The organism is Massilia sp. (assembly GCF_031995545.1).
In the GTDB taxonomy this organism is placed as follows: domain Bacteria; phylum Pseudomonadota; class Gammaproteobacteria; order Burkholderiales; family Burkholderiaceae_D; genus Telluria.
This window is the reverse complement of record NZ_DAMAGA010000002.1, coordinates 262221-287604: the sequence shown is the minus strand read 5'-3', so window position 1 is coordinate 287604 and position 25384 is coordinate 262221. Positions and strand designations below refer to the sequence as shown.

At 61.6% G+C, this 25384-nt stretch carries 24 protein-coding genes; 15 read left to right on the top strand and 9 right to left on the bottom strand.

Annotated features, from left to right (window positions below):
* Positions 1-61: 61 nt before the first annotated feature.
* Positions 62-2893, bottom strand: coding sequence for a PAS domain S-box protein (locus tag RTQ83_RS03195; protein WP_312511193.1), 2832 nt, complete (start codon positions 2891-2893; stop codon positions 62-64).
* 117 nt (positions 2894-3010) lie between these two features.
* Entirely contained in the window at positions 3011-4018 is a 1008-nt protein-coding gene (locus tag RTQ83_RS03190) for a transporter (RefSeq protein ID WP_312511192.1), read from the bottom strand.
* A 258-nt stretch (positions 4019-4276) separates the two neighbouring features.
* On the opposite strand from RTQ83_RS03190, the gene RTQ83_RS03185 reads away from it, so the two are divergent.
* Positions 4277-4516 (top strand): hypothetical protein, encoded by a 240-nt coding sequence (locus RTQ83_RS03185; RefSeq protein WP_312511191.1) that lies wholly within the window; start codon positions 4277-4279, stop codon positions 4514-4516.
* Positions 4517-4544: 28 nt separating this feature from the next.
* On the opposite strand, the gene cadR is transcribed toward RTQ83_RS03185, so the two are convergent.
* Entirely contained in the window at positions 4545-4955 is a 411-nt protein-coding gene (cadR, locus tag RTQ83_RS03180) for a Cd(II)/Pb(II)-responsive transcriptional regulator (RefSeq protein ID WP_312511190.1), read from the bottom strand.
* Between the two features lie 156 nt (positions 4956-5111).
* Between cadR and RTQ83_RS03175 the strand changes: the two genes are divergently transcribed.
* On the top strand, positions 5112-5372 hold the full coding sequence (locus RTQ83_RS03175; protein WP_312511189.1) for a hypothetical protein: 261 nt from the start codon (positions 5112-5114) through the stop codon (positions 5370-5372).
* Between the two features lie 130 nt (positions 5373-5502).
* On the opposite strand, the gene RTQ83_RS03170 is transcribed toward RTQ83_RS03175, so the two are convergent.
* From RTQ83_RS03170 to RTQ83_RS03150, 5 genes are all read right to left on the bottom strand, one after another.
* A complete protein-coding gene (locus RTQ83_RS03170; RefSeq protein ID WP_312511188.1) occupies positions 5503-6066 on the bottom strand; it encodes an HAD family hydrolase in 564 nt (187 codons plus the stop codon).
* Between the two features lies 1 nt (position 6067).
* Positions 6068-6958, bottom strand: a complete 891-nt coding sequence (locus RTQ83_RS03165) for an SDR family oxidoreductase (RefSeq protein WP_312511187.1) — start codon at positions 6956-6958, stop codon at positions 6068-6070.
* Entirely contained in the window at positions 6955-8568 is a 1614-nt protein-coding gene (locus tag RTQ83_RS03160; RefSeq protein WP_312511186.1) for a glycosyltransferase, read from the bottom strand. The genes RTQ83_RS03165 and RTQ83_RS03160 overlap by 4 nt, the downstream gene beginning before the upstream one ends.
* Before the next feature lie 7 nt (positions 8569-8575).
* Positions 8576-9586 (bottom strand): glycosyltransferase family A protein, encoded by a 1011-nt coding sequence (locus RTQ83_RS03155; protein ID WP_312511185.1) that lies wholly within the window; start codon positions 9584-9586, stop codon positions 8576-8578.
* A gap of 275 nt (positions 9587-9861) precedes the next feature.
* A complete protein-coding gene (locus RTQ83_RS03150) occupies positions 9862-10761 on the bottom strand; it encodes a hypothetical protein (protein ID WP_312511184.1) in 900 nt (299 codons plus the stop codon).
* A 351-nt stretch (positions 10762-11112) separates the two neighbouring features.
* On the opposite strand from RTQ83_RS03150, the gene RTQ83_RS03145 reads away from it, so the two are divergent.
* From RTQ83_RS03145 to RTQ83_RS03115, 7 genes are all read left to right on the top strand, one after another.
* The gene (locus RTQ83_RS03145; protein WP_312511183.1) at positions 11113-11427 is read left to right on the top strand and encodes a KGG domain-containing protein; all 315 of its coding nucleotides are present in this window, start codon (positions 11113-11115) and stop codon (positions 11425-11427) included.
* Positions 11428-11617: 190 nt separating this feature from the next.
* Positions 11618-12022 carry a hypothetical protein gene (locus RTQ83_RS03140; RefSeq protein ID WP_312511182.1) on the top strand — a complete coding sequence of 135 codons (405 nt, stop codon included), beginning with the start codon at positions 11618-11620 and terminating at the stop codon, positions 12020-12022.
* A gap of 123 nt (positions 12023-12145) precedes the next feature.
* Entirely contained in the window at positions 12146-13267 is a 1122-nt protein-coding gene (locus RTQ83_RS03135; protein WP_312511180.1) for a M14-type cytosolic carboxypeptidase, read from the top strand.
* A 4-nt stretch (positions 13268-13271) separates the two neighbouring features.
* Entirely contained in the window at positions 13272-13748 is a 477-nt protein-coding gene (locus RTQ83_RS03130; protein ID WP_312511179.1) for a CYTH domain-containing protein, read from the top strand.
* Entirely contained in the window at positions 13745-14896 is a 1152-nt protein-coding gene (locus RTQ83_RS03125; protein WP_312511178.1) for a serine hydrolase, read from the top strand. The genes RTQ83_RS03130 and RTQ83_RS03125 overlap by 4 nt, the downstream gene beginning before the upstream one ends.
* A 413-nt stretch (positions 14897-15309) precedes the next feature.
* The gene (locus RTQ83_RS03120) at positions 15310-16278 is read left to right on the top strand and encodes a UDP-galactopyranose mutase (protein ID WP_312511177.1); all 969 of its coding nucleotides are present in this window, start codon (positions 15310-15312) and stop codon (positions 16276-16278) included.
* 12 nt (positions 16279-16290) lie between these two features.
* Positions 16291-16464, top strand: coding sequence for a hypothetical protein (locus RTQ83_RS03115; protein ID WP_312511176.1), 174 nt, complete (start codon positions 16291-16293; stop codon positions 16462-16464).
* A 144-nt stretch (positions 16465-16608) separates the two neighbouring features.
* Here RTQ83_RS03115 and RTQ83_RS03110 read toward each other — a convergent pair whose 3' ends face one another.
* The gene (locus RTQ83_RS03110) at positions 16609-17859 is read right to left on the bottom strand and encodes a DUF2863 family protein (RefSeq protein ID WP_312511175.1); all 1251 of its coding nucleotides are present in this window, start codon (positions 17857-17859) and stop codon (positions 16609-16611) included.
* A 373-nt stretch (positions 17860-18232) separates the two neighbouring features.
* On the opposite strand from RTQ83_RS03110, the gene RTQ83_RS03105 reads away from it, so the two are divergent.
* The 6 genes from RTQ83_RS03105 to RTQ83_RS03080 all read left to right on the top strand — a co-directional run bounded on the left by RTQ83_RS03105 (position 18233) and on the right by RTQ83_RS03080 (position 25277).
* Positions 18233-18916, top strand: coding sequence for a Fe2+-dependent dioxygenase (locus RTQ83_RS03105; RefSeq protein ID WP_312511174.1), 684 nt, complete (start codon positions 18233-18235; stop codon positions 18914-18916).
* Positions 18917-19154: 238 nt separating this feature from the next.
* A complete protein-coding gene (locus tag RTQ83_RS03100; protein ID WP_312511173.1) occupies positions 19155-21830 on the top strand; it encodes a type VI secretion system Vgr family protein in 2676 nt (891 codons plus the stop codon).
* The gene (locus RTQ83_RS03095; protein WP_312511172.1) at positions 21827-22654 is read left to right on the top strand and encodes a DUF4123 domain-containing protein; all 828 of its coding nucleotides are present in this window, start codon (positions 21827-21829) and stop codon (positions 22652-22654) included. The genes RTQ83_RS03100 and RTQ83_RS03095 overlap by 4 nt, the downstream gene beginning before the upstream one ends.
* A 48-nt stretch (positions 22655-22702) precedes the next feature.
* Positions 22703-23320: a DUF3304 domain-containing protein gene (locus tag RTQ83_RS03090; protein WP_312511170.1), complete on the top strand. Its 618-nt coding sequence runs from the start codon at positions 22703-22705 to the stop codon at positions 23318-23320.
* Positions 23320-24999, top strand: a complete 1680-nt coding sequence (locus RTQ83_RS03085) for a DUF2235 domain-containing protein (RefSeq protein ID WP_312511169.1) — start codon at positions 23320-23322, stop codon at positions 24997-24999. Before RTQ83_RS03090 ends, RTQ83_RS03085 begins: the two co-directional genes overlap by 1 nt.
* Before the next feature lie 20 nt (positions 25000-25019).
* Positions 25020-25277 (top strand): PAAR domain-containing protein, encoded by a 258-nt coding sequence (locus RTQ83_RS03080; RefSeq protein WP_312511167.1) that lies wholly within the window; start codon positions 25020-25022, stop codon positions 25275-25277.
* The last annotated feature ends 107 nt before the right edge of the window (positions 25278-25384 follow it).

Here is a 25384-nt window from a genome sequence, read left to right as displayed (position 1 = left end):
TATATTGGAATAAGAATTCCTGTAAACTGGATAAGGCATGCGCCAGGCATGAAATGCGTGCTCAGCGCTTGTCGTCCTCGCGCGCCAGCGTATCGAACACGGCCAGCAGGTGCGGAATGTCGACCGGCTTGACCAGGTGCAGCGCAAAGCCGGCGCGGCGCGACGCTTCCATGTCCTGTGGCTGGCCGTAGCCGCTGAGCGCGATCATGGTCGTGTGCGCGGTCTGCGGCAGTGCGTTCAGGCGGCCGACCAGCTGATAGCCGTCCATGTCGGGCAGGCCGATGTCGAGCAGGCAGACGTCGAACGCTTCTCCTTCGGCGCGGCGCAACGCCGCCAGCGGCGACTCTTCCACCGCCACCGTGTGCCCGACGCTCGAGAGCAGGATCGCGAGCGACTCGGCGGCGTCGCGGTTGTCGTCGACGATCATGATGCGCAGCGGACGCTGCTGCGCCAGGCCCGGCTTGCCGGGATCCGGTTGCGCACCAGGCGCCGGCTGGCGGGCATGCAGCGGCAACGTGACGCTGAAGCAGCTGCCGCGGCCCGGCCCGTCGCTGCTGGCCTCGACCTTGCCGCCATGCAGGCCGACCATGCTGCGCACCAGCGCCAGTCCGAGGCCGAGCCCGCCCTGGGCGCGGTCGGGCGTGCGCTTGGCCTGGGTGAACAGTTCGAAGATGTCGGGCAGCAGGGCGCCGTCGATGCCGATGCCGTTGTCGCGCACGCTCAGCGTGACGGTATCCGGGGTGGCGGCGGCGCACACCGTGATCTCGCCGCCGTCGGACGTGTACTTGGCGGCGTTGCCGAGCAGGTTGGCCATCACCTGCACCAGCCGCTTGCGGTCGCCGGTGACGGTAACGTTGGCCTCGCCCAGGCGGGTCGACAGCGTGTGGCCCTTCTTTTCGATCAGCGGCCTGGCTTGCTCGATGGCGTTCTGGATCACGGCTTTCAGGTCGACCGGCACTTTTTCGATCTCGACCAGGCCGCGCGTGACGCGCGAGACGTCCAGCAGGTCGTCCACCAGTTCGACCATGTGGCGCACCTGGCGTCCGATCACGTCGCCGGCCTGGGCGATGCGTTTCGGGTCGCCGCCGGACAATTTGAGGATCTGGGCGGCGGTGCTGATCGGCGCCAGCGGGTTGCGCAGCTCGTGCGCCAGCATCGCCAGGAACTCGTCCTTGCGCGCATTGGCCGAGCGCAGCTCCTCGGCCGCCAGCTTCTGGTCGTGGGTGTCGGTCACGGTGCCCATCCAGCGGATGATGCGCCCGTCCTCGTCGCGCACCGGCAGCGCGCGGTTGAGCACCCAGCGGTATTCGCCGCTGCGGTGGCGGATGCGGTGCTCGAGCTCGAACAGGTGACCGGTGGCCAGGCTGTCCTGCCACAGCGCCTTCAACGTCGCCAGGTCGTCCGGATGGATCACGTTGATCCAGTCGCTGCCGCGCAGGTTGCGGTGGTCCAGTCCGGTGAATTCGTACCAGCGGGCATTCGAATAATCGTTCGCGCCGTCGGGCAGGCACGACCAGACCATTTGCGGCATGGCTTCGGTCATGGTCCTGAACTTGCCTTCGCTTTCCTGCAGCGCGCGCCGGGTGTCGACCTGGGCCGTGATATCCATCGATGCCGCCACCGCGCCGCGGATGGCGCCGGCGTCGTCCAGGATCGCGCTGGCACGGGTGAAGATGGTGCGCCGCTCGCCGGGGCGGCCGAACGGCTGGATCTCGATGATGTCGCTCTCGACCGCCACGCCGCGCAGGGCGCGCGCCAGCGACCAGTCGTGTGCGGCCACCGGCTCGCCGTGGCGCGCCGAACCGTCGGCCCACCAGCCGCGCCATTCGCCGTAGCCGTCCTGGCCGGTCGACATCGGATACTCGCCCCACAGCGTGGTGCACATTGGATTGGCGGCCGACAGCGCGCCATGCTCGTCGGCATAAATGATCGCCACCGGCGCTGCTGCCAGCAGCGCGTCGAGGCGCTGGCGCGCGGCTTCAGCCTGGGCCGCGGCGGCGCGCGCGCTCAGCTCACTCAGCTGTAGGGCGTGTTCGGCCTTTTTCTGCTCGGTGATGTCGGTAAACAGCAGCGCCACGCGGCGCTTGCCCGGATGCGCGATCGGGCTGGCATACACTGTGAACCAGCGCCCCATCGCTTCCGACCCTTCATTGAAACGGCGCGCCTCGCCGCTGCGCGCGATCGCGTCATAGGTATCGACCCAGCTCTGCTCGAGGTCGGGCACCAGCTGGCGCGCGGTCTTGCCGACGCTGTCGACCAGGCCCGTGTGGCGGGCGAAGGCGTGGTTGGCTTCCAGGAAGCGGTAGTCGACCGCGTGGCCGTCGGCGTCGTCGATCATCTCGAGCAGGCAAAAGCCGTCGTCCATGGTCTCGATCAGCGCATGGTTGGTCTGTTCCAGGCGCTCGCGCAGCAGGTGGTCGCGCGTGACGTCATTGCAGATCACCAGCACGCCGTGGATGCCGGCTTCGTCCTCGATCGGGCTGTAGCCGTAAGTCCACCACACATCCTGGCGTTCGCCGTGACGGGTCAGCGGCACCAGCCGGTCTTCGTGCCAGACGCTGCCTTCTCCGCGCATCACGCGTTCGATGTCGGGGCCGATCAGGTCCCAGGCCTCGGCCCAGCATTCGCGGCCCGGCTGGCCGAGCGCCGACGGGTGGCGCTCCGGACCCATGGTGAAGCTGTAGCCGTCGTTGTAGAACTGGATCAGGTCGTCGCCCCACCAGATGAACATCGGGTGGTTGCTGGACAGGATCAGGCGCACCACGGTCTTCAGGGTCGAAGGCCAGGTATCGGGCGAGCCCAGCGAGGTGTGCTGCCAATCGTGGGCGCGCATCAGGGCGCCCATGTCGCCGCCGCCGGCAAGAAAGCTGTAGCTCGAGTTCAATGTGGTCAAGGTGTCGGTGTAGTCGGCCGGTATGGTCAGCCGTGAACGATACGGCCTATCCGGCAAACTCGCAACAGTATTGGTGCGTAGCAATGCGCCACACGCGCCGCAGGGTTTCTCAGGACGTCAGCGCTGGCGTTGCAGGCGCAGCAGCAGCCAGGCGGCGACCGAAGTGAACAGGGCGGCCAGCACCAGCACGATCCAGAAGCCGTGCTCGTTCTGCGCCAGCGGCACGCCGCCCACGTTCATGCCGAGCAGGCCGGCGATCAGGTTGATCGGCAGCGCCATCACGGTGACGATGGTGAGCAGGAACAGGCTGCGGTTGTTGTCTTCGTTGACGCGCGCGGCGATCTCTTCCTGCAGCAGCTTGATCCGTTCCTGGAGCGAAGCCAGGTCGCTCAGCACCACCGTGAATTCCTCGGTCGCCTGGCGCAGCGCCTGGCGGTCGTCCGGCTCGACCCAGGTGGGCGGACGCTGCAGCAGGCGAAACAGCGCCGCCGGCTCCGGCGCCAGCAGGCGCTGCAGGCGCACCAGTACCCGCCGCAGCGCGCCCAGGTCTTCGCGCTTGCGCGTCAGGCGTCCGGCCAGCAGCCGGTCTTCGATGGTATCGACCCGCGCCACAGCCTCGCGCACGATGTTCACCAGCACGTCGGCCTGGTCTTGCAGCAGGTGCACCAGCAGTTCGACCGGCGAGCGCAGCGGTTCGCCCTGCAGCACCGCCTGGCGCAGGCGCTCGATCGAGGCCAGCGGCTTGCGCCGCGCGCTGATCACCAGGTTCGGGGTGACGTGGGCCCACAGGGTCGAGATCTCGGCGCTGTCGATCGAAAAGCCGTGCAGCACATCGTTGACCACGGCGATCAGGGCGTTGTCGGCGATCTCGATGCGGGTCGAGCGCGAACCCTGGTGCAGGGTGCCGTAGAACTCGTCGGCCAGGCCGGCGTGGGCGCGCAGCCAGCGTTCGCTGGCGGTGTTCGACAGGTTGAAGTGCAGCCACAGGAATTCGCCCGGTTTCGGCTGGCGCATCCAGTCGGCCGCGCCCTGGGCGCCGACCGGCACCGCTTTGGGGCCGCCGATCAGGAAGCCCCATACCAGGCCCGAATCGTCGGAGCCGTACTTGAACTCGGATACTGCCATCTGTCGTCCCGTAGCAATCAGCGATGGGCCATTGTAGAGTGTTCCGCCGCGGCAAGGGTGGGCTGCGGATGGCGGGCGCTTGTCATCAAGCTGAAACCGTTGCGCGCTAAGATTGCCGCTGTCTCTCCGCGTGATCCTGTAGGGATGTGCGTTCATCCGTCGGCCTCGCGGTCGGCGGTTTTTTTTGAATCCGGCTATTCCCGCGGGCATGGCCTTGTCGAACTGCCCGGCCCCTTGGCCGGCGCAGGAAAGGAAGTCATGCACGATTCGCACATCGATCGCCGCGCCGTTGCGGTGGAGGCACTGGCCACGGCCCCCTATGCGGACCCGACGCGCGTGGTGCGCCAGGGAATGGAGATCCAGGCCAATATGGGCACCCGCAGCGCGGTGGAATTCCTCAAGCAGCACGGCATCCACGGCGAAGTGATCCACCGCGTGCTGATGGGCGAGCAGGTGCGCGCCGACGACCAGGCGGCACTGGCGCAGGCGGCAGGCTGAAGTTGACGGGCGCCGCTGGCGCCCTGGATCAGGCGTGTTCGGTCAGCTCGCGCAGGATGGCGCACTGGCCGGCGGGACGCACCGCGTCACAACGTGCGCGCAGCGACGACAGTTCGGCGCGCAAGGCGCCGAGTTCCGCGATCTGGCGGTCGATCTCGCTCAATTGATGGTCGACCAGGTCGTTGACGCCGCTGCAGGAGCGCTCGGGCTGGTCCTGGTAGCCCAGCAGGGCCTCGACTTCGTTCAATGACATGCCGAGCGAGCGGCAGCGCCGGATGAAATGCAGCCGCGCCGCATGGCTGTCGTCGTATTGGCGGTAATTGGCCTGGGTCCTGACTGGCGGCGGCAGCAAACCCTTCGCTTCATAGAACCGGATCGTTTCGGGCTGGCAGCCCGCCATCTTCGCCAGTTCGCCTATGCGCATCGTCTGCATCGACATCGCGTTCTCCGCTTGACCTTGTAGTCACTATAGGGTTTTCAAGGGAGGGATTGTAATCGAATCCGCTTCTGGAAATGCCATGTCCGCTTGCTGTTCCGGCTCCTGCAATGCTTCCACTGCGCCGCCCGATCCGCACTTGCGCAAGGTGCTGTAAGCTTGGAACTCCTTCAGCCTTGCGTCGTCTTATCGAAGTCATCGGCAGGCGCGGATGGAGATGCGGGCGCCGGCGTTGCAGGCGGTGCGGTCGACGCAGTTACCGGCTACGCCATCGAAGACATACCCGGCGGCGTTATCGGAGACGTAGCAGGTCGCATGGTGGCAGGCGTAATCAGAATCACCATCGGCATCACCATCGGCATCACACTCGATTGGAATCACAAGCGAATGCATCGCTGGCAGGCACGGTCGATGGCATAACTGACAGGCAAGATCGGCGCCGCGGCGGCAGCATGGCAGGTGTGCACATCAGCATGTTGCCGATGGAATCGAGGCGGATCCACACGAGGTGCCGCGGCGCCGCGCTGCAGGTGTCCAGCGGCGCTCGCCTTCATCGCTCGTCTGCGTGACGGGCGATCAGCATGGCCGCGCTGTACAGGTCGGGCGCGATGCGGGTCGGCAGGCGGCGCGGGCCGAGGCGCCATTCGGTTTCGTTGCCGTTGTCGATCAGGAGCGTGCGGCAGCCGGCGCGGTTGCCGGCTTCGACGTCGTGCAGGATGTCGCCGATCATCCACGAGGCGCGCAGGTCGATGCCGTGTTCGTGAGCGGCGCGCAACAGCATGCCGGGCGAAGGCTTGCGGCAGGCGCAGGCGCAGGCATAGTCGCTGACCGTCCCGAGCGGATGGTGCGGGCAGTAATAAAAACCGTCGAGCGACAGCTGTTCGCGAAACAGCAGGTCGGACAGGCGGTCGGCGACCGGACCCATCGCGTCTTCGCCGAAGCAGCCGTGCGCGATGCCGGACTGGTTCGACACCACGAACAGGCGATAGTCGAGCCCTGCCAGCAGGCGCAAGGCCGGGCCGGCGCCACTCACCAGGCGGATGCGACGCGGCTCGACGTTGAAGGGGAAGTCGTCGATCAGCGTGCCGTCCTTGTCGAGGAAGATCGCCTTCATGTCACGGCCACGACGTTTCGCGCAGCGGCAGGATGGTCAGCTCGGCCACCACGGCCGACGCCGGCAGCAGCAGCACCGAGCGGATCGCGTCGGCCACGTCGTTCGGATCCTGCAGGGCAGCGGTGTCCAGTTCGGGGAAGCGTTCGAGCAGGAAGGGCGTGCGCATGCCGCCCGCGACCACTGCCGTGACCCGGATGCCAAAGGGGCGCAACTCGGCATGCAGCGCATGCGATAGTCCGAGCAGGCCCCATTTGCTGGCATGGTAGGCAGTGGCATTCGGCCAGGCGCGCTTGGCGGCGGTGGAGGCGATGTTGACGATGTGTCCGCCGCCCTGGCGCCGCATGGCGGATGCCGCCTGGCGCGCCAGCACGAATGGGGCGTTCAGGTTGGTGCCGATCACGCGCTGCCAGTCGCTGTCGCTGAGTTCGTCGAGCGGCAGCGCGATGTCGGTGCCGGCGTTGTTGATCAGGATGTCGAGTCGTCCGTTGCCGTCGAGCGCGGCATCAACGGCGCGCGCCGCGTCGTACGGATCGGCCAGGTCTGCTGCGAAACCGCGCGCATCGACGCCGCGTTCGCGCAGCGCCGCCATGCCGTCGGACAGCTGGCCGGCCTGGATGTCGACGCCAACCACGGTGGCGCCGGCTTCGCCGAGCACGCGCGCCAGCGATGCGCCGAGGCCGCTTGCCGCGCCGGTAATCAGAACGGTCTTGCCGTCGAGTGACATCGAATGGGATAACGTGGACAGCGGCGAGGCCGAGGCAGGGCGCGCCGATGTCGACGCCAGGGCCGGGGCTGGGGTCGATGTTGCAGCTGTGGCTGCAGTCGCTGCAGTCGCTGCAGTCGCTGATGCTGCCGGTGCTACCGATGCTGCGGACGCTGCGGATGTCATCATGCGCTCTCCTGGCCAAATTGGATGGCGGACCGCTGGACCGCCCGGGTTTCCTTGAGAACTTCGGTATAGACCGTCATCAGCTGCTGCGCGACGCGTTGCCAGGTGTAGTGTTCGCAGGCGCGTACGCGTCCGAGCTGGCCCATGCGCTGGGCCTGTTCAGGGTGGCGCTGAAGGCGGGCCAGACGATCGGCGAGCGCTTCCGGGTCGCGCGCGGGCACCAGGTAGCCGGTGACGCCGTCGCGTACCGTATTCTTGATCCCGCCGACCTCGGCGCCGACGACAGCTCGCGCGCAAGCCATTGCCTCGACCGGCGTGATGCCGGATGGCGCGTACCAGGGCGTACTGGCGAACACATTGGCGGCGGCGTAGTAGTCGCGCAAGATCTCGCGCGGCTGACAGCCTTCGAAGCGGACGTGCTCGCCAATGCCGAGTGCGAGGGCAAGCTGGCGCAGGCGCGCCAGCTCCGCACTTTCGTGGCTGATTGCCGCAGGCTGGGTAAGGGCAAGACTCGCGTGGATGTTGTCTCGCGATCCGTGCACTTGCAGACCTGGGGCGGGCCTGTCGTTAGAGCGGCTCGACAAGGCCCCGGCAGGCTGGTATTCATCGCCGCCGACAACAATCATCTCGGCATCGATGCCGTGACGCTGGCGCAGCATGGCCACGCCCTGGATCACCGTGTCGATGCCCTTGCGCGGGCCCAAGCGGCCCAGATGCAGCACCACGAAGCATCCGCTGGCGATGCGCAGGCGCTGGCGTGCTTCGCCCATCGGCACCGGCCAGAATTCAGCGGGAGAGAAGCCGCACGGAACCACTGCGATGCGAGGCGATGGCGTCTGGTACAAGTGCTCCATGTCGACCCGGTCTTGCGGGCATGCGGCGATCACGCGGCCGGCTTCGTGCATCAGGGTAGTTTCGATGCGGATGCGCTGCGTAGCAACACCATCGCCGGCACCCGGGGCCCGGCGCGGTACCTGCCCGAGCGTATGGAAAGTGATCACGAAGGGCAGCTTCAAGCTGCGCTTCAGGCGCGCGGCCACCATGCCGGACACGAAATGGTGCGCGTGTACCAGGTCGTACATCGCCTGCTGGCGCCTTGCAAAACGGGCGATGAAACGGGCGACGAAGCGGGTCAAGAAGCTGTCGACGAAGCGCGCACCGGCGCCGGCGTGTGTCAGCAGCTCTTCTTTCGGTACATGGTGCGCCGGACCGGGAGGAACGTGAATGATGCGTACGCCGTCGATCCAGTCCACGATCGGCTGCTGTCCAGGCGCATCGCTGCACGTGAAGATATCGACCGCGACCCCGGCGCGCGCTAGCTCGCGCGCCAGATGGGACACGTAGACGCTCTGGCCACCATAGCCGATGTTGCCCGGCGCGGCGAGTGGCGAGGCATGGGTGCTGATCATGGCGATGCGACGCGGTATTGGCGGGGCGGGCGGGGCCGGCGGGGCGGGCGGGGCGCCATCGTACAGGCCAAGTAAGGTACGCACGCTATCGGCCGCTACAGCAACCGGGGATATGGCCAAGGCCGCAGCCATGGTCGCGTCCAGGGCCGAGCCGGTCTGCGCATGATCGTTCCTGTCTGCATTGCCATTCGCATCGGTCAGCATGGCGCGCTCACGCGAAACGCACGCGGAAACGCACCGCGCCGGCCAGACGCCAGAACACGGCCAGCGGCGGCAGAAGGATCGAGGTGAGTGCCATCTCGGCCACGTGCGAGACGCTGTGCGCGGTGCCATGCAGGCGCCGTGCGCACAGGCGCAGCGTCAGCGCCAGCCAGGCCAGGGCGCCGGCTAGTGCCAGCCAGCGCGCGCCCAGCAGCCAGCTGCCCAACGTCAATAGCAGCGCGCCGACGATGGCGTAGTGTTCCCAGCACGGATGCGCCTCGACCCGCTGGCGGTACAGGGCGGGATGCTTCTTGTACAGCAGGGCGTCGAACACGGCGTGGCGGATCTGCAGCAGGCTGGCGCCCCACGGCGCCGGCCGCACCGGGTGGGTGGCCAGAGCCTGCGGCGCGCGCACGATGCGCACGCCGTGTTCGAGCAGCCGGAAATGCAGGTCGGCGTCGCTCCCGCGCTGCACGCTGAAGCGCTCGTCGAAGCCGTTCAGGCGTTCGAGCACCGGCTTGTGGATGAAGCAGTTGGCGCTGCTGAAGTCGGCCCGCTCGTGGGCATGGGCGCTGCGCTGGCGGTCGGTGGGGCGCGCCGGGACCGGGGTTTCGATGCGGCCGCATACCACCTCGGTGCCGTCGCCGAAGGCGGCCAGGCCGTGCTCGAGCCAGCCGGGCGCGGGCACCGCATCGTCGCTGGTGAAGGCGACGATGGCGCCGCGCGCCGCGCGCCAGCCGCGGTTGCGCGCGGCGGACGGTCCGCGCGGGCCGGTGTTGGCGACATAGGCCAGGCGCGGACCGCGCTCGAGCGTGCGGGTGCGCCAGCCGGCCACCAGGTGCAAGGTGTTGTGATTGGGTTCGTCGTCGACGACGATGACTTCGTAGCTGCGCGGGTCGAGCGTCTGGCGCATCAGCGCGTCCAGGCTGCGATCGAGCAGATCCATGCGGCCGCAGGCCGGCAGTACGACCGAGACGGTGGTCGATGCATTGGTGGTCAGGACCTCATCCGTGGCTGGCATGTGATGTCTCCCCCTGGTCTCGCTCGCCACCTGATCGTGACGATCGTGAGCGGTTCGATTGCCGGGTTACGGCTGGGGTTCCGCGACATCTGTACAGCTTGGAGGTGGATCAATCAGGCGGGAAGTGGGGCTGGCCAGGGGAGGAGGCCGGCGCGATAGTTCGGTGTTCGGCAGCCGAAAACCGTCATCTCCGCGCAGGGATGACGGTCCGGCTGTTACCGATGATCGGCGCTCGCGGTGAGCCGTTCGCGCCTCGCTATCAGGTTACTTGCAGGTTACCCGCGCGAAAAGCCGGTATCGTCATCCATCTTGCGATCCCCGGCCAGCTTGTTGGCCCCGCCCGGGCTGCGCGGGTAGCCGCCGGCCGCGTCGTTCGACTGGTGCACCGGATTCGGTTCGGCGTGCATGCTGCCGCCCGGCTTGTAGCCCGGGTTTTCGCTGGTCGGCCCGGTACCGCCCGGGCTGCGTGGCAGGCCGCCGGCGACGTCGTTGGACTGGTGCACGTCATGGCTGCCAGCGTCGCGCGCCCCGTTGCCGGTCTGCGAGCCACTGCGGTCGGTGCTGTCGGCGGACTGCCCGGCCTGGCTCGATCCGGCGCCGGTGGTTTCGATGCGCTCGATGCCACCGCTCTGGCGGTTGCCGTAGATGTCGCCCTGCTGTGCACCCGGCACGCCGGCTTCGGTGCCGCGCGCGCCGGCGCCACTGCGCAGCTCGGGCTGGGCCGGGTTCTGCGGGTTCATCGCTTCGGTGGCCTGGGTGTTGCCCTGGCGGTTGTCCGGGTGGTCGCGCAGCGAAGTGCCGGAGTCGGCCGCACGGTGACCGACCGGCTGCTCCAGTTCGCCCCAGGCGTCGGAGCGCATTTCCATCTGGCGCTGATGGCTGTCGGTGATGCCTTGCTGCGGGCCGGAACCGCCGGTTTGCTGGGTCTGCATCGAGCCGCCCGGCAGGTCGCCGGCCTGGCCGCTGCCGTCCGGGCTGCCGCCGAGGCCGGCCTGGTCACGTCCGCCCGAATGCGCCATGCCGGTGCCCGACATGCCACGCTGTTCGCTGGCGCCCTTCGGATAAGTGTGATCGTTCGTGCCGCCCGTGGTATTGCCTTTCGAGCCCGGCGTCCATTTTTCGTTGGCGCCATTATTAGTCTGATTGTTGCTCTCGCTACGTTGGTTCGCATCCATATCGGCCTCCTGTTTTGTTGGATCAAGCAGACGGCTCATGGCCGTCCAATAGTGCCATGATGCGCGCTCGCGCGAGCCGCACGAATAGGAAGAGGTAGGGGGACTATGTAGGACTGCTTCTGACGAGGCTGGCCAAACTATATTGACCGGTGGAAGTCAATTTCGTAAGTGCATTTTCTGTCGCGTGTAGTCCTACAAAGTCATCTGAAATGCTCCTATAGTCGCATCTATATTGCATGCCTAAGATGACTTCCGACTCATCGCTCATCGGCGTGAAACCTGGCGGCGAAAGGGTCTTCAGCCTGCCGCAGGACGCGGCGGTTTCAAAAAGCGTACAGGGAGAAGATCATCATGGCTTCAAGCAACCAAGGTAACAAGCAAACCGGCAACCAGGGCAACAGCCAGAGCAGCGGTACCCGCAATCGCGGCTTCGCGTCGATGGATCCGGCGCGTCAGCGCGAGATCGCCAGCCAGGGCGGCAAGGCCGCCCACGCCAAGGGTACGGCCCACGAGTTCACCTCGGAAGAGGCACGCCGCGCCGGTAGCATGAGCCATGGCAACCGTCAGTCGGCCAGCGCCAGCGCCGGCGGCGCTTCGCGTACCAGCAGCAAGAGCGGCAACCGCCAGAGCGCACAGGGTGGCAGCCGCGGCGGCTCGAAAGAGTAATTTCGCGCCGCAACAACCGTCGCTTCGTCCGCGCCGCACTGCGCGCTTCTAGCAGGCAGTGAAGCGCCAGGAAGAACGGACATGCACACACACGCATGGGGAGCCAATTCGGCTCCCCGTTTTGTTTCTAAATACAGGACGGATGCGGTAGAATCGCTGCGCCTTTTTCAACATTCCAAGGATCAACGTCGTGAAACCAGCGGTTATCCGTCAAGTCAAGAGCCTGTCCATGTCGTGCGACCGGATCGGCAACCTGTTGCTGACCAAGTTCTCCAACCACGGCGCCGGCGACGTGTGCATCCAGGTGCCGGCCAATATCGTGTTCTGGCTGCTGCAGCACCTGCCGGCCAACCGCGATCCGCGCCTGCAGGCGCCGCCGGCCGGTCCGACCATCACCCAGATGGACTGGGACAATCCGAATACGCCGCGCGCCCTGTTCGTCAACTGCAAGGAATTGCCGGGCGCCATCCGCATGACCTTCGCGCTGGATGCTAAACAAGACCTGACCGTGGTGCTCGACCGCGGCAACGTCGAACTGCTGCGCCAGATCATGCAGATGTATACCAAGGATTTGATCAACCTCGAAGCCGAATAAGCTTCGCCTCCGGCCGGCCCCGCGCATCCGGACGGCAGGCCCGATCCGGTATGATGGCCGGCCAGAACCCGACAATTGCAGCTGCCGCTGAGATCCAGCGATTGCAGCCATGAAAGGATCGCCATGCCCATCAAGATCAGCACGATGTTCGACTCCGGTTCCATCGACGTCGTCAATGCCGCCGACCCGGCCCGGATCGACCTGAACCTGCGCAAGGATTCGCACGCCGACATCCACCAGTGGTTCCACTTCCGCCTGCAGGGCGCGCGCGACCAGGCGGTCACGATGCGTTTCCTGAATGCCGGCCAGGCCACTTATCCGAAGGGCTTCGAGGATTACCAGGCGGTGGCGAGCTACGATACCGAGAACTGGTTCCGCGTGCCGACCACCTTCGATGGCCAGGTGTTGAGCATCAACCACACGCCGGAACTCGACAGCGTGTATTACGCCTACTTCGAACCGTACAGCTGGGAACGCCATCTGCGCCTGCTGGGCGAAGTGGCCGAGAATCCGATCGCGCGCGTGCACGACATCGGCTCCACGGTCGAGGGGCGCGACATGAATCTGGTGGTGATCGGCAACCGACAAGCCGAGAAAAAGATCTGGGTTATCGCGCGCCAGCACCCCGGCGAATCGATGGCCGAGTGGTTTGTCGAAGGCATGATCGATGCGCTGCTCGACAACGCCAACCCGGTGTCGCGCAAGCTCTTGCAGCGCGCCGTGTTCTACATCGTTCCCAACATGAACCCGGACGGTTCGATCCGCGGCAACCTGCGCACCAACGCCGCCGGCGCCAACCTGAACCGCGAATGGATGAACCCGTCGCTCGAGCGCAGTCCCGAAGTGCTGTGCGTGAAGCAGAAGATCGAAGAGATCGGCATCGACATGTTCTTCGACATCCATGGCGACGAAGCACTACCGTACAACTTCGTGGCCGGCTGCGAGATGCTGGAAGATTTCGGCGCCGAGCGCGCGATGGAGCAGAGCAGCTTCATCGACAACTACATCAGCTGCAGTCCGGACTTCCAGAAGGAATTCGGCTACGCCGCCAGCAAGTACAACGACGAGCTGCTGACGCTGGCGTCGAAGTACGTCGGCCACCACTTCAAGTGCCTGTCGCTGACGCTGGAAATGCCGTTCAAGGACAACGCCAACCTGCCGGACGCGCATACCGGCTGGAACGGCGCGCGCAGCGCCGGCCTGGGCGCGGCGATGCTGCAGCCGATCCTGCAAGCGCTGGGTTGATGCCATGGGCATCGAGATCGAGCGCAAGTTTTTGCTAGTGGGCGACGACTGGCGCGCGCTGGGCGAGCCGGTGCTGGTGCGCCAGGGCTACCTGACGTCGGACCCGGTGCGCACGGTGCGCGTGCGCATCTATGGCGAGCAGGGCTTCATCACCATCAAGAGCAAGAGCGAAGGCGCCTCGCGCGGCGAGTGGGAGTATCCGATCCCGACGCAGGACGCATCCGAACTGCTCGACCGGCTGTGCGAGCGGCCGCTGGTCGAGAAATACCGGCGCCGCATCGAGCATGCCGGCTTTACCTGGGAAGTCGACGAGTTCCTGGGTGAAAACGCGGGCCTGGTGGTGGCCGAGATCGAACTGCCGTCCGAGGATGCCGTGTTCGAGCGTCCGGACTGGATCGCCGACGAGGTCACCGGCGACAAGCGCTATTACAACTCCAACCTGATCCGTTCTCCTTACTCCACCTGGACCCAGCCACGATGACCCTGTCGCGCTGCAGCCTGCTTGCTGTTTCTCTTTCCACTGCAATCGGGCTGGCGCTGCCGTCCGCTTTCGCCGCCGATCCTGCGACCTACTTTCCGCCGGCCGGCGAATGGGCGCGCAAGGACGCGGCCCAGCTCGGCATGGACCCGGCGGCGCTGGCCGCCGCCGTGCAGTTCGCGCAATCGCACGAAACCGACTGGCCGCTCGACCTGTCGACCCAGGAAACCATCTTCGGCGAGCGCCTGGGTTCGATGCCGACCCGGCGCGCGCACACCAATGGCGTGGTGATCTACAAGGGGTATGTGGTGGCCGAGTTCGGCGACACGCGTTTCGTCGATCCGACTTATTCGGTGGCCAAGAGCATGCTGGCGACGGTGGCGGGCATCGCCGTGCGCGACGGCCGCATCAAGGTCGACGAACGGGTGGCAGAGCGCGTCAAGGACGGCGGCTACGATGCGCCGCAGAACGCGCCGATCACCTGGAAGCAGCACCTGCAGCAGGAGTCGGAATGGGATGGCACGCTGTGGGGCAAGCATAGCAATTTCATCGGCAAGGCCGCCTTCGGCAAGGGCGAGCGCAAGCCGCGCGCATTGCAGGCGCCGGGCAGCTTCTACGAATACAACGATACCCGCATCAACCGCTTCTCGCTGTCGCTGCTGCAGGTGTTCGGCCAGTCGGTGCCGGAGGTGTTCCAGCAGCAGGTCATGGATCCGATCGGCGGCTCCGGCAGCTGGAAATGGCTGCCTTACCATAACAGCTATGTGGAGCTGAACGGCAAGCAGGTGCCGTCGGTCAGCGGCGGCACGCGCTGGGGCGGCGGCATGTGGATCGACAGCTGGGACATGGCGCGCTTCGGTTATCTGTGGCTGCGGCAGGGGACATGGAACGGCAGGCAGATCCTGCCGGCGGCTTACGTCAAGGAGGCTCTGACGCCGAGCGCGCATGGGCCGGACTATGGCTATCTGTGGTGGCTCAATACCAAGGGCAAGAACCTGCCGGGGCTGCCGGCGAATGCGTTCGCGGCGCTGGGCGCGGGCAGCAATACCATCGTGGTGTCGCCAGACCATGACCTGGTGGTGGTCTGGCGCTGGCATTCGGGCAATACCGCCGAGTTCACCAAGCGCGTGATTGCCGCGATCCGCAAGTAGGGCTGGCCTAGGCGGCCCCGCGCTACGCCGCCGACGCGGTGATCGTTACCGGCAAGATCATCCGGCGCGATATCGAAGCCGATAACAATCGACGCGTCGGCGGCAGAGCCGCCAACCCTACCGTCGTTTGTCGCGCTGCGGCACGTGGGTTTTCAGCCATCAAATCACTGCCTAACGACCTCTGATCTTCCTGTTTCGTAGCTCATCCATATCAGCGCTACAACACAACCACACACACGTCCAATTGTGCGGGGCAAAACGCCATTCTGGTGATATATTTTTGGCATTAATTCCATCCGCGATGCGGTGTCGTGTGACCCTGGTTCGACTCGGCAATTCCATCTTTTTTCTCCTTGTTCGAGTCGAGGCCAGGCGCAGGCCCGGCATTGCCAACACCACCAGGACACAAGAAGATGAAAAAGAATATCGCCATCGTCGGCGCAGGGTTTTCCGGGGCAGTGATCGCCAACCAGCTGGCCAAGGAAGGCTATACGGTCGAGGTGTTCGAATCGCGTCCCCACGTCGCGGGCAACTGCTACTCGGAACGTGACAGCGAGACCGGCGTCATGGTGCATATCTATGGTCCGCACATCTTCCACACCGACAACGAGCGCGCCTGGGAATTCGTCAACCGTTACGCCGAGTTCAAGCCATACGTCAACCGCGTGAAAGCGATCACCGACAACAAGGTGTTCACGCTGCCGATCAACCTGTTGACCATCAACCAGTTCTTCAACAAGACCATGGGTCCGGCCGAAGCGCAGGAATTCCTGGCCAACCTGGGCGACAAGTCGATCGAAAACCCGACCACTTTCGAAGAGCAGGCACTGCGCTTCGTCGGCCGCGAGCTGTATGAAGCCTTCTTCAAGACCTACACCATCAAGCAGTGGGGCCTGCAGCCGAGCGAACTGCCGGCCAGCATCCTGAAGCGCCTGCCGGTGCGCTTCAATTACGACGACAATTACTTCAACCACAAATACCAGGGCATGCCGGCCAACGGCTACACCGAGTTGGTGCAGAACATCCTGGACGTGCCGGGCGTGACCGTGCACCTGAACACCATGTTCGATCCGTCGACCAAGAGCGACTACGAGCACGTGTTCTACAGCGGCCCGATCGACGCCTGGTTCAAGCACAGCGACGGCCGCCTGCCGTACCGCACGCTGGACTTCGAAGTGTTCCGCGCCGACGGCGACTTCCAGGGCAATGCCGTGATCAATTACTGCGATGGCGAAAAGCCCTACACCCGCATCACCGAGCACAAGCACTTCTCGCCGTGGGAACAGCACGACAAGACCATCTGCTACGCCGAGTACAGCCGCCAGTGCGAAGAAAAGGACATCCCGTACTACCCGATCCGCCAGACCCGCGAGACGGCGTAGCTGGAACTGTACGTGAACACGGCCAAGCAGGACGATACCGTCACCTTCGTCGGCCGCCTGGGCACCTACCGCTACCTGGACATGGACGTCACCATCCATGAAGCGCTGCTGACCTCGGACAAGTTCCTGGAAAGCGCGAAGAATGGCGCGCGCATGCCTGCCTTCACCATCGACCCGATGGCCTGATTTTCGCTCGCCAAAGAAGAAGGGCGCCGTCCGCATTGCTGCGGGCGGCGCCCTTTTTTTATCGCGCTCAAGCTTCGGGCAAGCTTCGCGCAGCACGATGGCGGCTGCCTGCGCGGCAGGCCCGGGCGGGCCTGCCGCGAGCGTTCAGTGGAAGTGCTCGGTCCCGGCCGGCGCGTCTTCCGGCATCTCGGCATGCACCAGCTCGCCGGTAGGATCGGCGAACAGCGGCGAGCCGCAATCGTCGCAGTACTCGGCCGCATAGCGCTCGTTGATGCGTTTGACGTGGGCGATGCCGGCGTCGTTCAGGTGGGCGATGATCTCGTTGATCGGGCTCAGGAGCTGTCCGGCGGCGGCCAGCGGGCCTTCCATCGGCGTGCCTTCCTCGTCTTCCTGGCCGTACAGCGGCCAGACGATGCCGTACACCACGTCGGCGCTCTGGCGCATCGTGAACGAAACCCGGTATTCGTCGATCTGGATGTCGGCCGCTTCCTCGCCGAAACCCGCCACCACGGCGCGCAGGTCGGACGCTTCCACGCCCAGCGTGTTGGTCAGATAGTGCACGGCGGCGCGGATCGAGATCGGGCGGATCAGTTTATCCGCTTCGCGGCAGGCCACGTAATACGCTTCCGGCAGCAGCAGCTCGATGCCGCAGCCCGGCAGCAGGCGCGCGACGTTGGCGGTGGCTTGCGCGCGCCATTGTTCCAGGCAGCGGTTGCGTTCTTCGGCAAAGCGCAGTTGGTGCTGCGGCTCTTGCCAGCGGAAGATCGGCTCGCCGGCCGGCGCCACCACGGCCACGACCAGATAGCGGGTGTCGGCCAGGAAGGCCGGGACTTCTTCGGCGCTTGGCGCCGGCTTGATGGTGCCGCCCTTGTGCGCGGCGGCGGCCAGCTTGTGGGTCAGCGCATAGGTTTCGGAGTGGGTGCGCGGCAACTGGTCAAGCGAATACAGGGTCGGCGCCATCGCCATGCGCGTGCCTTCGGCCAGCAGGTGGCCGGAGAAGTGGGCGCCGAGCGTAGCCAGCAGGTCCGACGGGATATTGCCGGTGGCGATGGAGAAACGGGTCCAGGCCAGGATCGGCGCCGCGATCAAGAGCGCCTGCCAGGTGACGTCGCCTTTTTCGGTCTGTTCGACCATGCACGACGATTCGCTGACCGCTTCCACGGTATCCATCAGCACGTCGTAAGAGGCGAGGTCATCCTTGAACAGGGTATTCAGGGCGCTGTCGACGCTGTCCTGATGATTGAGCTTGAGCAGCTTTTGCAGGTGCGTGTCCAGCTGGCGTTCCCAGGCCCGTTCCTCGGCCCGGCTGGCAGCTTGCATGAGGGCTTGCGAGAGGCTGACGAGGCGCTGGCTTTCTGCGGAGAGTTTGGTTGAATCTTTGGAAGGACGACGCATGGCGCTTGTGAGTCTCTTGTCGGTGAATGAATCGAAAGTCCAGTGGGTCATGATAAACCCATATCCCCGGTATTGTAGTTGATTCGGCCACAAGTCACGAATACCGCCGGCACCGCCCGGGTGCGCACGACAGCGCTTGCATGTCGGCGCGAGTCGGTACATAATGAGAACGATTCTCATTCAAAGTCAAGTTGAAGGTGCGTTCAGGGTTTGGGTGTGATTCGATTGAGGCTGCCGGCGACCGGGAAACTCGTCGGCAGCTGGTTTGGCAGCATTGTTTCACGGAGTACCACCCCCGCCGGGAAACCGGATTTGCCCCTCCTGGCGCCGCCAGGGGGGATTTTTTTGTTGCATTCAAAAAGACGAACTGAATATGATGCTGCATATTCCCGGCGTGCTGACGCCGGAGCAGGTGGCGCAGATCCGCGCCCGCCTCGATCAATCTCCCGAATGGATCGACGGCCGCGAAAGCGTCGGGCCGCAGGGCGCGCGGGTCAAGCGCAACCGCCAGTTGGGCGAGAGTACGCCGCTGGCGCTCGAGCTCGGCCAGATCGTCAGCGCGGCGCTGATGGCCAATCCCCTGTTCTTCGCCGCGGCGTTGCCTCTGCGGGTGCTGACGCCTTACTTCAACGCCTACAGCGGCGGCGAGCATTACGGCCTGCACGTGGACGGCGCGATCCGCGCCCAGCGCGGCGGCTCGGCGCCGGTGCGGGCCGACGTGTCGACCACGGTGTTCCTGAGCGGGCCGGACGAGTACGACGGTGGCGAGCTGGAAGTGGTGGATCTGTATGGGACGCACGAGGTGAAGCTGGATGCCGGGGATGCAATCGTGTATTCGTCCGGCAGCATTCACCAGGTCAAGCCGGTGACGCGTGGGGAGCGCGTGGCGTCGTTCCTGTGGACGCAGAGCATGGTGCGCGATGACGGCAAGCGGACCATGTTGCTCGACCTCGATACGCATATTCAGCGGCTGCGCGCCAAGCATGGCGAATCCGAGACGACGGTGGGGCTGACGGCGCATTATCACAACCTGTTGCGGATGTGGGCCGAGGTGTGATGCACTAAAAAGCAACTGCGTTCGAGATTGCGAGCAATCGAGCGGTTGACGTGATCGCCTGATTACTTGTCGTTTTACCTTAGTGCCCGATGAGCTCCATCGGGCATTTTGTTTTTCCGAGACGCAGTGAGGTTTATTCGGAATATTCTGACAGGTGGACATTGCTTTTGCTCAATTTTTAATGAGGCGGAACTGCCAAAATGCACGCTTATTCAGAAGTGGATCATGGGAGACCGTCGTGCACATTGGTGATGAACTCGTCAGTCTTATGCAGGAGGACAGACACCTGCAAACCACTCATCGCCCTATTCGTCTCAAGCTTTTCCATCTAGGCAAGCAGATCAACGATATCCTCCTTCCGCAGTTTATCCGCGGGAGCGAAACCGTATGCGGCGGGCTCGACTATCAGGTCGATTGTGTGGCTACTTCAAACACGCTTCCCCTAAAAGAATTAATCGGTTTGGTCGCCACTATTGAATTTGTCACTGACCGCGGGTATTTACGACGGGTCAGCGGAATTGTCGCGCAGGCAAGTTCTGGCGAATTCGACGGATCAATCGCCAGCTATCGCATCGTCATCCGTGATGTCATGGCGATCATGGAACAGCGTGTCAACACCCGAATCTTCCGAAGGATGAGCTGGCCGCAGGTCGTAACTGTGGTGCTGGAGGAATGGGCGCGTTCGAACAGCGCGCTGGCCGGGATGTTTGATTATGAATTCGCGCCAGGATTTCACATGGAGGCGCACTCTGAGCGCGAACAGACAATTCAGTTCAACGAATCGGATGCGGCGTTCGTACGCCGCCTGCTGAAGCGGTCGGGAATCGGCTGGTTCTTCCGGCCGGGCCGTCATCGTGCACGTCCAACGGAGCAGCAGGCCGGTGATGTGCAGGAGGCGCACACACTCACGTTGTTCGACGCATCCAGCATTTTTGATCAGAACGCGGCCGGCGTCGTGCGGTTCCATCGCAACGACGCCACTGAAGAGCGTGACTCGATTACAGGTTGGGCAGGTGTTCGCACGCTTCAACCGGGCAGCGCGAATGTATTCAGCTGGGACTACAAGCGATCAGCAAATATCGATTTTATGCATGCCGAGGTTCCAGGCATGGCCAACCAAGGCCCATTGGGCAACGAGCTGGCTGGAAGCGTGCAAGAGTTTATTGTCGAATCGCCCCATGTAGCTGGTGATGACGAAGAATTGTACCGCCAGGGCCGGTTGCGTATGCAACGCAAGGAGCTCGATGCGAAGCGTTTTACAGGCGAAGGAAGCGTACGCGACTTTCGTGCAGGTGAATACTTCACGATCAAGGGGCATCCGGAGATCGACCGGCATCCAGCAACGGAGCGAGACTTCGTTATCACATCGATTGATATCAGAGCACGAAATAATTTGCCGAGGAGCCTGGAAGAGCGAGTACAGCACCTGTTCGCTCGTAATGGCTGGCATGGCGCGGTTACCAGCTTCAATCCGGCCGGCGCCCCAGAATCGCCCGCGTTTCATCTGCGGTTCGATGCGGTGCGACGCGGTATTCCGATTGTGCCAGCATTTGACCCGCGTACCGACCTGCGTGATCCGGGTCTGCAGACCGCCCTTGTGGTCGGCGGAGAAAAAGATGTCGTGTATTGCGATGAGTTCAGCCGTGTAAAGATTCGCTTCCCGGCAATGCGTCAGGCTGACCACCAGCATGCAAAAGGTGCCGGTGCGTCAAATACGGATAGCGATTCCGCGTGGGTAAGAGTAGGGACAAATTGGGCTGGCAGTAGCAGTTCACGTTGCGGGACGCTGGCGTTGCCGCGTGTCGGAACCGAAGTTCTGGTGGGCTTTCTCGGCGGAGATCCCGACAAACCGATCATCATTGCGCAGCTATACAACGGACAGGCTCTCCCCCCGCCTTTGAGCGAGCGGGCGAATGTGCCACGGACGCGGTTACTGTCTGGGATGCGCAGTGAAGAGATCCAGGGTTCACGTGCGAACCAGCTGCGCTTCGACGATACGCCGCGCGAAATCAGCGCCCAATTGGCAAGCGACGAGGGCGCTTCACAACTGAATCTCGGTTGGCTGACGCATCCACGGGGAGAGGGCCATCGGCCCCGGGGCGAGGGTGCGGAGTTGCGCAGCGACCATGCCGTGGCAATCCGAGGCGGCAAGGGCGTGCTGATTACGGCTGACCCGCGTAACAAGGCCGAAGGCAAGCAGCTGGACCGGGAAGAACTCATCGGATTGGCAGACGGATTACGCGACATATCCGATCAGCTCGCGAAGCTGGCGGAGGCCCACGCGAAAGATCCTGCCAGCGGTCCTCTATTGACAGAACTGTTGGACAAGCTCAGGCATCTCGATCACGGCACCAACGCCGTTGAAAGCGGCGGCGGTTCAGGCGGAGCCGGGATTGTGGCAATCGATGGCCCGGCTGGCATCATCATGGCGAGCGCGGAAAGCGTGGTAATTGGTGCTGAAAAGAATGCCGACTTCATAACGGTCGCGGATACGTCCTTGACCACCGGGGGGAAGACATCAGTACGCGCGGGGCAGGGAATCAGCATGTTTGCCAACGATGGCGGAATGAAGTATATCGCGGCACGTGGCGGCGTAAGGACTGAGGCCCAGGATGGCGTAATTGAACAGGTTGCGAAGAAGGTGATGGAGCTGATCAGCACGACGGACTGGATCAATATCAAGGCTAGAAAAGGTGTACGGATATACGGCGGTGGCAGTGAGTTGAAGATCAGTGCTGAGGGGATCATTGCTAATACAACTGGTAATAGTCATGTGTACGCCGCGGATCATCAGACGTTTGCGAAGAAAGCGTCCGAGATGCAATTTCCCGACGAACTGCCGCATCATGATATTTGCATTCCTTGCATGCTCGCGGCCGCACGTGCACATAGTCCACTGGTGGAGGCGGAATGAATGATGATAGGTGCGAGATGTTTGTCTATCTCCTGATTGATAACGGACTGCTGCAAGAAGTTTCGGCAGGCTATACCGAAGCTGATGTGAAAAGTCGTCCTGAATGGCTAGAGCCGATTTATTCGGAACGTGCTTTGGAAGTCAGTCCACTCCTGGTGGATATCGAATCTGCTTACGAAGAAGGTGCCCTTGATCAGGTCATGGGTTACTTGAATGCGTGCAAGCCCGCGCTCCACGTATCGATCATCGAAACTAGCCTGGACTTTAAACAGATCGCTCAACATCTGCGCCGCTTTACCTTTATTCTCGACTCTGCGGGGAAACAGTTCACGCTTAGGTATGCTGATTGCGCCGTGCTCGCGATACTCCCCTCGATCTTAAATCCAGAGCAATGGGCAGCTATGAGTTCGCCAATTACAAAATGGAATATTTGCAACCGATCAGGGTTGATCGTGCGACTTCCGCTAATTCATTTCACTTCAAGCGTACCGACGCCAATATGTTTGGAGCAGGATCAATTGGATGCCCTTGAGGAATCGAGTGAGCCTGACCACTTCGTTGCCAAGGTGAGGATGATGCATCATGGTGCTGACTTTCCGGGTAGCGCTGCTGATCAATACACTTGGGCATGTACTGCGCGCCAGATTTGGCGTGCAGCAAATAACTCAAATGAGTTGTGTTTAACATTTTTGACAGAGGCGGCTATTTTTACGCGCGGCAATATTTTTAGCGGACAAGCTATTCAAGAATTTCTTGCAATTGAAAAGGCAGGGATATTTCGAGAAAGGTTGCAAGAACTGGTCAGGCAGATGAGCTCGATATGACTTTGCAACGGCAATGGCATTGGTTGATCAATATTTTCGAGGAAATTTATGAAAATTGGCCAATTAAAAAATTTCTCGTGGGGTAGGATTTTTTTGTGCGCAATTGCAATCAGCGTGATTTGGTCTTGCGTCAAGAAAAATTCCGTACTAGCAGGTGATGAAGGGTTGCCTGTCACTGTCAAAGGTGTTCATCATCTTGGGTCAGATTATCTGATTAGCCAATTTTATATTGATAAAAAAATTGGCGATGGCGTTGGGGAGGGTGGGGGCGGTGGCAGTAATGTATGTTGTCTGATACTTCCAAAAAAATGGACTCCTGATTTGAAGGTGGAAGTACGCTGGGAGGTACATCATATCGTCAGGCCACATAGTCCGCTACAGTCTGAAACTGCGGAGCTCGTAGGAATATATCAAGCTCAAGTTCCAGTTGAAAAATATAAAGAGCCAGATCTTTTCTGGGTTCATTTCTTTTCGGATGGGAAAGTACGTATTGTGGTAACTCCTTTTGGATTCGATAGTGATAAACATCCAATTCAATGGGGTAATTCACAGGCAGCTCAATTAGCGTCGCCGGGCAAGATAATAAGAGAATTCTTCAGCGAAGAAGAGGTTGCTGAGTTCGCAAGACAAGCAGATATTGATAAAAAAAATCTTGGGGGATGGTAATGAGTCACGAGACAATTTCTGCTTCGCCCACGAAACTAGCTCCTGTCAGTGACATGAAGATAGTGGTTCCAAAAGTGAGTTGCGATGTTAAATCGTGCCAAGTGACCCTAAACATAGGGTTATTCTTCGATGGTACTAATAATAATATGTATAGAGATTTGCCGCATTTGGCGGATACAAACATCGCACGTCTATTTAGGAGTTATATTGATAGAAGGAAGGACGGCTACGAACGTGTCTATATTCCTGGAGTCGGAACAAGTTTTCCTGAAATAGGAGAAGATGGAGAGAGTAAGCTCGGTACGGGATGGGCATTCGGTTGTGAGGGAAGGGTTGTCTTCGGGTTGCTATCCGTTTTTAACTTCCTAAGTTATCGAACCATGAAGAGTTATTTGTTCGATGAGAAAACCGTGCTCGGTTTATGTCGTAATAGATCTCTGTTTACCGGTGTTGCCGATCGCGAGCACCTCGCTAAATTTGATATGGATATGAGCTTAGTGACGGGGGCAGCAGAAGGGGTTAATATCCGCCATCTTTTTCTAAGGCAACAATCGGATTCGCTGGAGGCGAAGCTAAAAAATTACAAACCGCATATTGCTGAATGTTTCATTGACGTATTTGGTTTCTCAAGGGGAGCAGCGGAAGCGCGGGTATTTTGCAACTGGCTAAATGATTTGCTCGTCAATGGTCGCTTAGCCGGCGTTCCACTACAATTTCGTTTCCTTGGAATAATTGACACTGTCGCGTCAGCAGGATTCTGGTCAGGTACAACAGCGCTAATTAAGAACTCAACTGGTGGGCATGGGTCCTGGGCCAGTGCTAAATCACTGCGCGTCTCGAATTCAGTTCAGAACTGCCTGCACATGGTGGCAATGCACGAACTTCGACGAAATTTTCCTTTGGATGCATTTGGAAGCAAAGATAGCATGTCATCCGGATGGGTACAATATGCTTATCCAGGCGCCCATAGCGATGTTGGCGGCGGTTACCGGCCAGGCGAACTAGGTCTCGCGGTAGACGACGACTCCAAAAAGCTATCCCAAATTCCGCTGAATCATATGTTCGATTGTGCTGTAGCTGCTGGCGTTCCATTGAAAAAAAACCGTGAATCAGCTATAGGACGTGATCCATTTGCGATTCACTCTGACGTCATTAAGTCTTATGATGATTTCATTTCACAGGCAACGCTGACGCCGCGACCGATGTACGAGTGGCTCCAGCCTTATCTCAACTGGCGTTGGCAAATACGTGAAAGTTTTCATACATCAAATCAAGTTACGCGGGCAGTCCAAGAAGAAAAAGAGATATTGCTAACTTTTAACAAGCGTCTTATCAATGATGCTAATGCCATGACAAGAACTAAAGATATGGGTGTTGGTAGGCGAATATTTGAAATTGTTAAAGATCGCACGTTTACTAGAGGTAGGAAAGATTTAATCACTAATCTATTTCTCGAGCCAGAAGCACAGTCAGTGTTGGCACTTGCTAAAAAATCTAAGGCAACACTGCCATCTTTCGCCATATTGTTCGATAATTATGTGCATGACTCCCTTGCAGGATTCAATTTGCACCATTTAGAACTATCTGGATACTGGCGATATAGAAAAGTCTTTTTAGATTCCGATGATCACCTCATCGCTATAAACGAGAGTGTGGCTGGGGCTGATAGCATCGCCTGAGCAAATCAGTTAGGAGTAAAATGAAAGATCAGAACGGACATGGGGTTATTCGGCTAGGTGACAAGACCAGCCATGGCGGTAAGGTCACCTCCGCAACAAATGATTTTACTGTTCTCGGCAAACCTGTGGCCGTCGAAGGGGACTCAACCTATTGTCCTAAATGTAAAGGCATGTTTCCGATCCAACCAAATGGTAGCGATCGTAAACACCATGGAAAACAAGTCGCTTATCACATGGACACTACTGCATGCGGGGCCAAGCTGATTTCATCAATATGAATACCTACCGGTATGTCGACACTGTCGACATACCGGTATCGAAGCATGAGCATAAAAAGGCTGGAACCCTCTCAGATTCCAGCCCTTTTTATTTATACAACCATCCC